This window comes from Candidatus Thioglobus sp., from assembly GCF_029243085.1.
Lineage (GTDB): Bacteria > Pseudomonadota > Gammaproteobacteria > PS1 > Pseudothioglobaceae > Thioglobus_A.
In genome coordinates, this window is record NZ_JAQWSS010000037.1 from 32,286 (window position 1) to 44,467 (window position 12,182).

Genomic DNA, 12,182 nt, shown 5'->3' on the forward strand with positions numbered 1-12,182 from the left:
GATTCGAAAAAGACACTATTATCCCCTAAGTCTCTTATAATATTATGATTTATTAATGTGAATCAATCACTTAAGACTTATGGCTAAAAAAGGCTCCTCAGGTCGCTGGATGAGCGAACATCTAAGTGATGAATATGTCAAGCGTGCGCAGAAAGAAGGCTATCGCTCTCGTGCCGTTTACAAACTGACAGAAATTATCGACAAAGATAAATTTATTAAACCTGGTGATCGTGTACTAGATTTAGGTGCAGCACCTGGGGGCTGGAGTCAAGTAGCGATTAAAATTGTGGGTGGTAGTGGCCAGGTAATTGCAAGTGACATCTTGGATATTGAGCCCATAGATGATGTGGATTTTTTATGTGGTGACTTTACCGAAGAGTCTGTTTATGAGGAACTACTTGGATTAACAGGTGGTAAAAAAATCGATGTGGTGTTGAGTGATATGGCGCCAAATATGAGCGGCCAGCTATCAGTTGACCTGCCAAAGTCTATGTATTTATGTGAATTAGCCCTTGATATGGCGATTAAAACTTTAACTCCTAATGGCACTTTCTTTATCAAAGTGTTTCAAGGTGCAGGATTTGATGAATATGTTAAATCGTGTCGATCAGCATTTTCCAAAGTCATCATTCGTAAACCAAAAGCCTCTCGTGCCAGATCTAAAGAAGTATATTTACTAGCAACTACGCTAAAATAACAGCATGAAAAATTTTGACGACATTCGCACATTACTAAAAGATGATTTAAAAAAAACTGACGTCATTCTTCAAAATCGCCTTAGCTCCAATGTTGCTCTGATTAATCAAATGAGTAGTTATATTATCGGTGCTGGTGGCAAGCGCTTACGTCCACTGCTACTACTATTATGTGCTCGCGCCACTAACTACCAAGGCGAACATCACCGACTTATGGCTGTGGTAATTGAGCTAATCCATACGGCAACGCTATTACACGATGATATTGTTGATGAATCATCAACACGCCGTGGCAAAGACACAGCTAACGAAGTTTGGGGCAATGCAGCTAGCGTACTAGTAGGTGATTTTCTCTATTCACGCGCATTTGAAATGATGGTAGAGCCTGGCTCAATGAAGATTATGCAAATCCTCTCCAAAGCAACCAATGAAATCGCTCAAGGTGAGGTGTTACAATTACTAAATTGTCAAAATTCAGAGTTAACACAAGACGAGTATTTTCAAGTTATTGAACGAAAAACTGCAGTACTATTTCAAGCAGCCACTCAAATTGGTGGCATTCTATCTAATGTCAATGAAAAACAAGAGTTGGCGCTTAAAAATTACGGCTTACACTTAGGTAACGCTTTTCAAATTATTGATGACGTGCTAGATTACGAATCTGACTTTGAAACCATGGGTAAAGAAGTGGGTGATGATCTTAGTGAAGGAAAAACCACATTACCAATGATCTACGCTCTGGCCAACACTTCGGGTGCTGACAGGCAATTATTAGAAGATGCGATTAACAACGCCGACAACAGTAAAATTACTGAGGTTATTACAATATTGCAATCTGTTGATGCATTTGGGTATACGCGTCAGCAGGCTAAAAATTCTGCAGACCTAGCCAAAGCCGCTTTGGATGATATTCAAACATCACCATACAAAGAAGCGCTCATCTTGCTGTGTGATCTTTCTCTTCAGCGCAAATCATAGTGTTATCAGACGAACTAAAGGCTGTAATTAAAGATTCTTTTGTTGCGTTAAAATCTGACATGACAGATTTTAGAGTTCGCCCTTCGCAAAATAAAATGATTGCAGAAGTCTCCAAAACACTCTCTGGTGATTATCAAGATTCCAATAGAATTCTGTGTGTCGAAGCACCAACAGGTACTGGAAAAACCTTTGCGTATTTGCTTGGCAGTATTCCAATTGCCAAAGCCAACAAAAAGAAACTGATTGTCTCTAGTGCCAATGTAGCCCTACAAGAACAATTATTATTGAAAGACCTTCCCAAAGCGCAAAAATATTGCCAGGTTGATTTTGAATATGCGCTGGTTAAGGGTCGATCTCGTTATGTTTGTATTCGAAACCTGATTAATCTATGTGAGGATAGCGCATCTGAAGGTGCGCTTTTTGACTCCAGTCTATTGTTTGACGAACCCCCTGGTAAATATCAATTAGAGGCGATGTCTGAACTACTAGAAGATTATTCAGCAAAAAAATGGAATGGTGAAATTGATGACCTAATGCGCACACCTGATCATGATATTTGGCAAAAGATTAATTGCAATCGTTTCACTTGCACTGCTAAGAGTTGTGAATTCTACCAAGATTGTGCATTTTTCAAAGCGCGTAAACAAATCACTCAGGCTGATGTTATTGTTGCCAATCATGACTTAGTATTGGCTGACTTGGCAACTGGAAACACGGTTTTGCCAGACGTTGAAGAGTCTATTTTTATTTTTGATGAGGCGCATCATTTAAGCTCAAAAGCCTTATCGCACTTTTCATTGAGCACTGGCACTGAATTTATAAAGACCAGTATTCGTCAAGTCAAAAGTGTTAGTGATCAAATGTGCGCTATTACCGAGCAAGTTGCGCCAGAGATTAATATCAAACAGATAGACGACTATTTAACTGACCTAGGCGTCCTTTTTAAAACGCTAGAATTTGACGAGGATGTGCATTTGTTTAACCAAGGGCAAGTTGATGATTCAGTCAAAACCATTGGTCAGAATTTGTTTATCTCGGTAGGCAATATCCAAAATAAATTTAGCACTCTTAGAGAATCTTGGTCTGATTTTTTGAAAATTAAACTCTTAGATAAAGCTATTAGCGATCCTATTAACAATGCAAGTGGTGAATGTGAACAACACCTAAATGGCATTGTTGAACTCCTTTCTTCTTTTTTACAAAATGATGATAGCTCACACTCACCTCACTCCAGATGGATTGAAAAAAATACACTCGCCAATAAAAAAACTAACTACAGTTTATGTAGTGCTCAAACCGATATTTCTAACAATTTAAATACACTCATTTGGTCAAAAGCATCAGGCGCAATTCTTACCTCAGCAACGCTAACATCATTAGGCAGCTTTAATCGACTTAATAGCCAGCTTGGTTTAATAAAAGCCAATAATCAATACTTACGCCTACCGTCACCTTTTAAATTTGAAAAAGTTGATTTTATTGTCGCAAAATTTAAATCTAACCCAACCCAAGTGTACGACCATACACAAGAAGTAGCCAGTCAACTGGTAAAACGTATTAACAACAATGAAGGCTCTTTAATTTTGTTTGCCTCTAACAAACAAATGCAAATGGTGGCCGATATGGTTGAATCAAAACTTGATTGTGATTTATTCATACAAGGTGAATATCCAAAGAAAACCATTTTAGAAAAACACATGACTTTGCGTAAACAAGGCAAGGGTAGTGTTATATTTGGTTTAGATAGTTTTGCCGAAGGTGTTGACCTTAAAGGTGATAACTTAACTCACGTTATTATTATTAAATTGCGCTTTAGTGTTCCCACCTCACCCATTGATAAAACATTGGCAGATTACCTTCAATCAAAAAATCGAAATCCATTTATGGAAATCTCTTTGCCAGATGCCTCTTTACGACTTATCCAGGCTTGCGGACGACTCATTCGTACGGAAGTTGACACTGGCAAGATTACTATTTTTGACAATCGACTAACCACTAAATTCTATGGCAAACAACTATTAGCCGCCCTACCTAATTACAACATTATTATTGAATCTTAAAAACGCCAGAAAGCTTTATGTAATAGCGCCATCAGAGTTAAGATTTCTAAACGACCCAGTAACATTGAAAAACTTAAAATCCACTTGGCGCTTTCGCTAATTGAGGCGTAATTTTCAGCCACTTCACCCAGGCCCGGACCAAGATTGTTCATGCTTGCTGCTGTAGCTGAAAAACTTGTGACCTGATCCATACCGGTAAACATTAAAGCGACCATGATTAAAATAAACGCAATCACGTAAAGAGAGAAAAACCCCCAAACTGAAACCAGAGTACTTTCAGCAACACTACGCTGATTCAATTTGATATTTATTTGCGCATTAGGATGGATAAACTTCTTAATCTCTTTCATTGCCAATTTAAACATTAACAATACTCTTACGACTTTAATACCACCACCTGTTGAGCCAGCGCAAGCGCCAATAAAACTAGCAAAAATCAGCATGACTGGCAATATTAATGGCCAAAGTGAAAAATTAGTCGAAGCAAACCCGGTTGTGGTTGCGATAGAAATACTTTGAAAAATACCATAACGTAACGCCTCCTCAGGGGTTTGATAGTAGCCACTATTCAACAAATATATTGAAATGATGGCAATCAGTACGCTTAACATTAACAGGTACGTTTGAAATTCGGCATCTTTAAAAAAAGCTAGAATGTTTTTCTTACGCCAAACAAAGAAGTGTAGTGAGAAATTAATACCTGCCAAAAACATAAAGACTACAGCAACAGACTCAATTGCAATAGAATCAAAATATCCTATTGACAAATCATGAGTGGAAAAGCCACCAATTGCAACTGTCGAATAACTATGCCCAATTGCATCAAACATATCCATTCCAGCATAATAATAAGCCAAAGCACAAACAACAGTAAAGCTTAGGTAAATCTTCCATAAGGCTTTAGCAGTTTGAGTTAACTTTGGGGTTAGTCGATCTTTTGAAATGCCACTAGATTCTGCATGATACAGCTCCATACCACCCACACCCAACATTGGCAAAATAGCCACCGCTAATACAATGATACCCATACCACCAAGCCATTGTAATTGTTGACGGTAGTACAAAATTGCCATTGGCAGGTCATCTAAACCTGACAAAATAGTTGCACCTGTTGTTGTCAATCCTGACATAGACTCAAAAAATGCATCTGAGAAAGTCATTCTTAATGATTCAGAAAGCAAGAATGGTATTGTTGCAAATAACGACAGTACAAACCAAAAACTGACGACAACCAATATTCCCTCGCGAATTCTAAAGTCCTTGGTTGACTTTCTAAAAGGCAAATAAAGCAGTAGACCACTTAAAAACGTCAGTAAGAAGGCTGTCAAAAAAGAGTGAGTTTCGTTTTGCTGATAGATAATATCAACTATAACAGGGGGTAATTGGGTCAAACTAAACACCATTAATAATAAACCAATGGTTTTAAAAACAATACTAAATTGCATAATACATCCTAAATAAGGCTGACTTTAATCAAAATAACCTTCAAATAATTCTTCTACTTCATGAATTTTATTCACATCGGTTAATATCAGTAAGACATGATCCCCTTCTTCGATCATTAATTCTCTGGAACCCATAATCACTTCATCATTGCGCACGATAGAGCCAACGACAACCCCGTCTGGTAAGTTAAGCTGCTCAATCGTCCTTCCAACAACGTCTGAATGCTCCTTATCGCCATGAACAATTACTTCAATCGCCTCAGATTTACCTTGGCGCAAAGAATGCACCATCATCGTATCACCTTTACGAATATGTGCCAAAATACCACTGGTGGTAATTTGATCAGGCGAGATTACCATATCCACATCTTCACTCTGCTCAGCTAAGTCTTCATAAACATTACGTTTTACTAAGGCGATCGTTTTATGAGCACCAAGGCGTTTTGCCAAAATTGAGACAATAACATTAATTTCATCCGAATTGGTTAACGCTAAAAACAAATCGGTGTTTTCAATGCCTTCTTCTAACAACAGCTCCTCATCTGATGCATTACCCCGTAGCACCAACGCATCTTCCAACTGATCTGCCAATTCCTTAACGCGACTTTTACTCATTTCAATAATGCGTACACGATGATTTTTCTCTAAATGTTTAGCCAGATTAAGGCCAATTCGTCCACCACCGGCAATAATAATATTTTTATAAGCCTTATCAAGTCGCCTAAATTCTTTTAAAACCTTAGAAACACTGGATTTTTTAGTTACAAAATAAACACGATCGCCGTCTTTAATAACTGTATCACCATAAGCTGAAATGGCTTGGCCATTTCGATACAAACTAACAATGCGCATATGAATATTAGGCAAATGTTTGTGTAATTCTTTAATAGGGTGACCAACAATAGGGGTTCCGGCATAGGCTCGAGTTTCAACCAACTGCACCAAACCATTTTCAAATTCAAATACTTGTTCAGCTCCTGGAACTTCAACCACACGCTTAATATAATTCGTTACCAATCCTTCAGGTGTAATGATGAAATCAATTGGAATAGCGTCATCTGAAAATAACTCTTTACGGTGTAAGTATTCGGCTGTACGTACACGGGCAATTTTTTTATCTACTTGGTAAAGTGTATGCGCCATCTGACAAGCAAGCATATTACCTTCATCTGACTTAGTAACGGCAATCACCATATCCATATTTCTAATATCCGCCTCTTCTAAAATATTTGGATAAGAAGCATGACCACAAATCGTTTTAATATCTAAGTGTCGCTGAAGATCCAGTAAATTGGTATCGTCTTTATCAATAATAGTAATATCATTAATATTATCTTCACTTAAATATTTAGCCAAAGTAGAGCCAACTTGGCCAGCGCCTAAAATTAAAATTTTCATAATTAAATCTTGTTCTTATCAATGCCTAAATCTTTGAGTTTTCGATATAGTGTTGTTCGTTCCAAACCTGCTTTGGCAGCAACTGCTGCAATGTTATGATTGTTTTCTTGCAAGTGATGATTGAAATATTCTTTTTCAAAAATATTCCTAGCCACTTTAAGCGGTGCATCAAACTCAATACCGGTGACTGCTTGCTGATTATTCCTTGTCATATTTTCAGATAAAAATTTACGTACCAATGGCAAAATATCATGCAGTGGTTTCTTTAAAAAATCTACCGCACCAAGCTTGATTGCCTTAACCACATCTTTATGCTCTGCATGACCAGACATCATCACAATAGGCGTTGAAAATCCTGCTTCAATCCATTCTTCTAATAACGACATACCGTCTTGACCTGGCATCCATACATCCATCATAACTAAATCAAAGGATTGTTTTGCAATTAGGCTTTTAGCTTCTTGTGCATTAGCGGCTAAACTAACTTGATAATTAACATCTTCTAAAGTATCCATCATGGTTTCAGAATTAATACTTTCATCATCGATAATGAGAATTCTGCCAATTATGTTTGTATTGTTCATTACATATACCTCTTGTTTTTATCTATTCTTGATAATCAAATTCAATGGTGATTTTGGCACCATGTGGCTTCACATTAGATGCAAATATACGCGCATCATGTTGTTCAATAATATTTTGCACAATGGCCATGCCTAGGCCACTACCTTTGACCTTAGTGGTCACATAAGGCTCAAAAACCCGATCTAATACTTCTTCATTAAAGCCTTCGCCATCATCCATAATGCTTAATCGAACTATTTGCTTATTTGGCAGATATTGGGTCATAATATTAACGTTGACCGCCTTAGATGATGATTCAGCTGAATTCTTAACCAAGTTAATCAATACTCTTGAAAGACTGGTTGAATCAAGCAATAGCTGCGGCACATCCTTATCTAAATTAAAAGTCACACTTAAACCTTCTTGCGCATCATATAAAGAGATTGACTGATCAATAACGGTGTTTAAATCACTTGGTTTTCGTTCAATTTGCGGTGTATTAGCATAATCTGCAAAAGCGCTGACCATAAGATCCATAGACTGTACTTGATCAATAATCGTATTGGTGGTTTTATCAACAACCTCCAAATCTCGATCTTGTAAAGAATCCATAAAACGATTACGTAAGCGTTGTGCTGAGAGCAAAATTGGCGTTAGCGGATTTTTAATCTCATGCGCCATACGTACAGCCACCTCACCCCAAGCAGCTTTTTTCTGGGCGCGATTTAGCTTGGAAATATCCTTAATAATAATGACATATCCTAAAATCTTATGGTTACTTTCAAGCGCTGCACCTTGGCAAGACAACAAAAGATGTCTGTCAGTCAAACTTAATTCAAGCGATTCATTCCACTCACTGTGTTGAATTTTGAATTGTTCAGTGGTTAATGCAAATAGAGGGGCCAACTCTGGATACTGCTTGCCCATTTCAGCACAACTCTTACCCACAAAGGCTTGCTCATTCTCAATATTAAACATGTTGCCAATGACTGGATTAATAAGACGAATCTTTCTATTCTCATCTAAAGCAATCACACCGTATGAATATTTCAAAATAGTCTCTAAATATAAATTATGGGTATTCAGACTTTCTTTAGAACTTTGAATTTGTGATGACATAATATTAAACTGATCAATCAGTAAACGTACATCGTCACTATCTTCGCTTTGTTTTATACGCACATCGTAATTACCTTGGGCTATCTCTCGAGTGGCAACCGACAGGTTATTGAGCGGTCGCATAAGTTTTTCAATCATACGAAAAACCAACATGAGCGCACTTAATGTTGCTAATAATACGGTTGATGAAAAGTCAATCATGAAACGCTTTTGAGTGACAGAAGTATTTAAGTCAAATTCAATCTTTTTAGTTCTTTTGGTAAAAGCTTCAACTTGAGATAAAAATCCCAATAGTCCAGGATCCGCTGCATAGACTGCATCCACTACAAAAAAAGTTTTGTCTGCAGATCGAGAAATATAACGTGTTGACATCTTAACCTGAATAACGTTTGTGGCACTATCTTCATTAATGGTGCGTGGCTGAGCACCAGGCAACGGTTGATCTTCAACTGCCATACAATTCGAAATATCAGCAGTCTTGGCAATCACCTCTTCTTTCTCATCCAACAAAGTAATCTGACAAGCCCAACCTTTATCAATTAGGCCTTCTAAAAAAATACGCATACTTGTTTTATAATTGCCAGCATCTTTCTTAAAGTCACCAAATGAAGTGATTAGCGTCAATAAACGCTTGGTTTGCTGAGTGTAACGCTCATTTCTAACAGCTTGAACACCTTGGTACAATCCATCCACTTGATGGATAAAGTTATTACTAAACGTATCAAAGGTTTTTTCAGAATCTGCAACGTTATTTTGAATGGTTTGAAAAGAAAACAAATAAAATGACAATACTGGCACAATCACCAACATAGGTACAATCTTAATAAACGACCAGGTGAATTTAGAACCAACTACATCGTGCCCAATATCGCGCTTAAGTCGAGTAACATCAGTATAGATGTAATAAATTGAAACCAAGCTTAAGATGACGTTATAGCCAACCAAATAACCCCACCATTGTTCAATTAATTGAGGATTCAAGCCTAAATAAAAAGTGCCTGAAATAGACAATAGAAACACCGAAGCCCAAAACCAAGTAGGTGGCGTGCTCATAAAACTTGCAGTTTGGCGATAAGTCATTTATTCTTATTCGATATAAGTCAATTAACCGGAATTATCTCATAAATAAAGTGGCAATATTATTACTTGTTGCTAAAATACAACAATGATTCAAACCGACCAACAATTAAGTGATTTTTTAACTGTCATTAAATCACAAACTCATTTAGCCATTGACACCGAATTTAAGCGTGTTGATACTTTCTACCCTATTTTATGCTTAGTGCAAATTGCTACTGAGTGTGGCGCAGAGTGCATTGACATACTGGCCATTGAAAATTTAGAACCTTTGTTTAATAAACTATACGATGATAGTAGCATTTGGATTGTGCACTCAGCACGCCAAGATATTGAAGCCTTGTATTATTTATCTAATCGATTGCCCAATCAATTATTCGATACTCAAATTGCCGCGCATTTTCTTAATCACCCTGCACAAATATCATATCAAAAACTCACTGAAATTCTACAAAGTGTTATTTTAGATAAAGCTTATACACGGCTTGATTGGACCATACGCCCACTGCCTGCTGAGGCAATTGAATATGCGTTAGATGATGTGCGTTATTTACTCAAAAATTACGCACAGCTCAACGAGCAATTAATAGCTGAAAAAAAACTGGCTTGGCTTATGGCTGAAGGCATAGATTTATCTGATATTAACTTATATCTACCAAATCTTGATCAGGCTTGGAAAAAAATAAAAGGCCTGTCTAAGCTTTCTACAAGTAAACACCAAAAGGCAGCACAGTTAGGAGCTTGGCGCGAATCACAAGCCGTGGCTAGCAACAAGCCTAGAAAATGGATTATGAAGGATGAGCAGTTAATTAATTACGCCTCAAATAAAGAGAAACTCTCAAGCCAGGCTAAGAACACGTTTAATGAATTTTTGTCGCAACATCCGCAGTTAACTGAAGTTCGTATTGAGGTTAGCAGTCACCAACCCCCTAGCAAGAGTGAAAAACAGCAAAAAAATGAACTGCAAAAACTCATCCAAAAAATTGCAGTTCAGTATAATCTTGACGAAACATTGGTTGCTAATGGCAAAACATTGTTAAAGTTTATTCGTGGCGATCAATCAGTTAAATTTTTAACTGGTTGGCGTTATCACATACTAAAAGAGGAGTTGAAAAATGTTAAATAGTCTTAAACCCGTTACTGCAGGAAATCTACCCGATGAAGTTAATGTCATTATTGAAATTCCGGCCAATTCATCGCCGGTTAAGTATGAGATTGACAAGGAAACCGGTGCTATGTTTGTAGACCGTTTTATTTCAACACCTATGTTCTATCCATGCAATTATGGCTTTGTACCAGAAACATTGGCAGACGATGGTGATCCAGCTGATGTATTAGTCATTACGCCGTATCCATTGATTCATGATTCAGTTATTACCGCTCGCCCAATTGGCGTATTGCGTATGACTGATGAAGCAGGTAAGGATGTTAAAATTCTTGCCGTTCCAACAGACAAACTATGCAAATCTTATCACGATATCAAAGGTATTGATGATGTTGGTGCAACACTTAAAGATCAAATTGAGCATTTTTTCCGTTACTATAAAGATCTAGATGAAGGCAAATGGGTTGAAATTGATGGCTGGGGTGATGCTGAAGAAGCTAAAAGAGAATTACAAGAATCTTTTGACGCTTATACTAAATAAACGTTGAGCAATACCACCAATCAATTCCAAATTATTGGTGGTACACATCGAGGTAGGAAATTTCACTTTCCTGATGCGCCTAGTCTTAGACCCACGCCTAATAAAGTAAGAGAAACTTTGTTTAATTGGATTCAATTCGAATCTAATAATAAGATTTTTTTAGACTTATTTGCCGGTAGTGGCGCCCTAAGTTTTGAAGCGCTTTCTCGAGGCGCTCAGCAAGTAGTTAGTATTGAAAAAGATTATCAAGCATTTCAAAGTCTAGAGAAAAATCGAAAAATATTAAAATCAGACAAAATTCATATTATCAATACTAGCGCTCTAGATTTTTTAGATAGAAAGCCTACTCAAAACTTTGACTTTATCTTACTCGACCCGCCTTTTCATAAAAACTTCCTTGAAAAAGTCTTGATACAACTCTCAAAATCAGGTTTTTTCAAGATAGGATGTCAAGTTTATCTAGAATCTGAATTTGAAATAACCGAACACTTTTTATCTGAAAAAATTTCCCAAAAATTTAGAATTAACAAACAAAAACGCTCAGGACAAGTGCATTATTGCCTAATTGAGGTATTATAGACTTATTCATTATTGGCACTATTTATGACAAAAAGAATTGCAATTTATCCTGGCTCATTTGATCCAATCACGAATGGTCATATTGACTTAATTAAACGTGCCAGCAAATTGTTTGACGAGGTTATTGTCGGTATTACTCAAAACAGTAAAAAATCTGCTTTTCTAAGTATTGATCAGCGCATTGATATTACTAAAGAAACTTTAAGCGGAATTAATAATATTAAAGTGATGAGTTTTAACACTTTGTTAGTTGACTTTGCCAACGCTCAAAACGCCCAAGTTATTTTGCGTGGGTTACGCGCTGTTAGTGACTTTGAATACGAATTTCAACTCTCGGGCATGAATAAACACCTTAATCCTACGATTGAGACTCTGTTTATGACGCCAGCAGAGCAATACGCCAACATTTCCTCCTCGTTAGTTCGAGAGATTTTATCTCTAAATGGCGATATCAGCCATTTTGTACCAAAATCAGTAGAAATTCTACTTAAGCAACACTTATAAGATCACTTTATTATTTTTTTCATTATTACTCCTTGAAATAGAAATACTCACCCCTATATAGGGTGTATATCAAATACAAGGAGTAAAAATGTCAAAAATTATCGGTATTGACTTAGG

The 12,182-nt window shown here is 36.9% G+C and carries 11 protein-coding genes; 7 read left to right on the forward strand and 4 right to left on the reverse strand.

Features of this window, described 5'->3' with window-relative positions; genetic code table 11:
• Positions 1–79: 79 nt before the first annotated feature.
• From rlmE to dinG, 3 genes are read left to right on the forward strand one after another with little or no spacing between them, the layout of a single operon-like run.
• On the forward strand, positions 80–697 hold the full coding sequence (rlmE, locus tag P8M52_RS02150) for a 23S rRNA (uridine(2552)-2'-O)-methyltransferase RlmE (RefSeq protein WP_300306661.1): 618 nt from the start codon (positions 80–82) through the stop codon (positions 695–697).
• A gap of 4 nt (positions 698–701) precedes the next feature.
• Entirely contained in the window at positions 702–1,673 is a 972-nt protein-coding gene (locus tag P8M52_RS02155; RefSeq protein ID WP_300306663.1) for a polyprenyl synthetase family protein, read from the forward strand.
• Positions 1,673–3,733, forward strand: coding sequence for an ATP-dependent DNA helicase DinG (dinG, locus tag P8M52_RS02160; RefSeq protein ID WP_300306665.1), 2,061 nt, complete (start codon positions 1,673–1,675; stop codon positions 3,731–3,733). The genes P8M52_RS02155 and dinG overlap by 1 nt, the downstream gene beginning before the upstream one ends.
• On the opposite strand, the gene P8M52_RS02165 is transcribed toward dinG, so the two are convergent.
• From P8M52_RS02165 to P8M52_RS02180, 4 genes are read right to left on the reverse strand one after another with little or no spacing between them, the layout of a single operon-like run.
• Positions 3,730–5,178, reverse strand: a complete 1,449-nt coding sequence (locus tag P8M52_RS02165) for a TrkH family potassium uptake protein (RefSeq protein WP_300306668.1) — start codon at positions 5,176–5,178, stop codon at positions 3,730–3,732. The two genes, dinG and P8M52_RS02165, sit on opposite strands and share 4 nt — an antisense overlap.
• A gap of 24 nt (positions 5,179–5,202) precedes the next feature.
• Positions 5,203–6,576 carry a Trk system potassium transporter TrkA gene (gene trkA / locus P8M52_RS02170; RefSeq protein ID WP_300306671.1) on the reverse strand — a complete coding sequence of 458 codons (1,374 nt, stop codon included), beginning with the start codon at positions 6,574–6,576 and terminating at the stop codon, positions 5,203–5,205.
• A 2-nt stretch (positions 6,577–6,578) separates the two neighbouring features.
• Positions 6,579–7,160 carry a response regulator gene (locus P8M52_RS02175; protein ID WP_300306674.1) on the reverse strand — a complete coding sequence of 194 codons (582 nt, stop codon included), beginning with the start codon at positions 7,158–7,160 and terminating at the stop codon, positions 6,579–6,581.
• A gap of 22 nt (positions 7,161–7,182) precedes the next feature.
• Complete coding sequence (locus P8M52_RS02180; RefSeq protein WP_300306677.1) at positions 7,183–9,339, reverse strand: ATP-binding protein; 2,157 nt, start codon at positions 9,337–9,339, stop codon at positions 7,183–7,185.
• An 85-nt stretch (positions 9,340–9,424) separates the two neighbouring features.
• Here P8M52_RS02180 and P8M52_RS02185 point away from each other — a divergent pair, with 85 nt between their 5' ends.
• From P8M52_RS02185 to coaD, 4 genes are read left to right on the forward strand one after another with little or no spacing between them, the layout of a single operon-like run.
• Positions 9,425–10,462, forward strand: a complete 1,038-nt coding sequence (locus P8M52_RS02185) for a ribonuclease D (RefSeq protein ID WP_300306680.1) — start codon at positions 9,425–9,427, stop codon at positions 10,460–10,462.
• Positions 10,452–10,982, forward strand: a complete 531-nt coding sequence (ppa, locus tag P8M52_RS02190; protein WP_300306683.1) for an inorganic diphosphatase — start codon at positions 10,452–10,454, stop codon at positions 10,980–10,982. Before P8M52_RS02185 ends, ppa begins: the two co-directional genes overlap by 11 nt.
• Positions 10,983–10,985: 3 nt before the next feature.
• Positions 10,986–11,561, forward strand: a complete 576-nt coding sequence (gene rsmD, locus P8M52_RS02195) for a 16S rRNA (guanine(966)-N(2))-methyltransferase RsmD (protein ID WP_300306686.1) — start codon at positions 10,986–10,988, stop codon at positions 11,559–11,561.
• A 24-nt stretch (positions 11,562–11,585) separates the two neighbouring features.
• Positions 11,586–12,065 carry a pantetheine-phosphate adenylyltransferase gene (coaD, locus tag P8M52_RS02200; protein ID WP_300306689.1) on the forward strand — a complete coding sequence of 160 codons (480 nt, stop codon included), beginning with the start codon at positions 11,586–11,588 and terminating at the stop codon, positions 12,063–12,065.
• Positions 12,066–12,182: the final 117 nt, after the last annotated feature.

Excerpts from the sequence above, each read along its gene's own strand:
- P8M52_RS02175 (WP_300306674.1), bottom strand. The coding sequence starts at position 7,160 with ATGAACAATACAAACATAATTGGCAGAATTCTCATTATCGATGATGAA.
- ppa (WP_300306683.1), top strand. The coding sequence starts at position 10,452 with ATGTTAAATAGTCTTAAACCCGTTACTGCAGGAAATCTACCCGATGAA.
- P8M52_RS02180 (WP_300306677.1), bottom strand. The coding sequence starts at position 9,339 with ATGACTTATCGCCAAACTGCAAGTTTTATGAGCACGCCACCTACTTGG.
- P8M52_RS02165 (WP_300306668.1), bottom strand. The coding sequence starts at position 5,178 with ATGCAATTTAGTATTGTTTTTAAAACCATTGGTTTATTATTAATGGTG.
- coaD (WP_300306689.1), top strand. The coding sequence starts at position 11,586 with ATGACAAAAAGAATTGCAATTTATCCTGGCTCATTTGATCCAATCACG.
- rlmE (WP_300306661.1), top strand. The coding sequence starts at position 80 with ATGGCTAAAAAAGGCTCCTCAGGTCGCTGGATGAGCGAACATCTAAGT.
- P8M52_RS02185 (WP_300306680.1), top strand. The coding sequence starts at position 9,425 with ATGATTCAAACCGACCAACAATTAAGTGATTTTTTAACTGTCATTAAA.
- P8M52_RS02155 (WP_300306663.1), top strand. The coding sequence starts at position 702 with ATGAAAAATTTTGACGACATTCGCACATTACTAAAAGATGATTTAAAA.
- trkA (WP_300306671.1), bottom strand. The coding sequence starts at position 6,576 with ATGAAAATTTTAATTTTAGGCGCTGGCCAAGTTGGCTCTACTTTGGCT.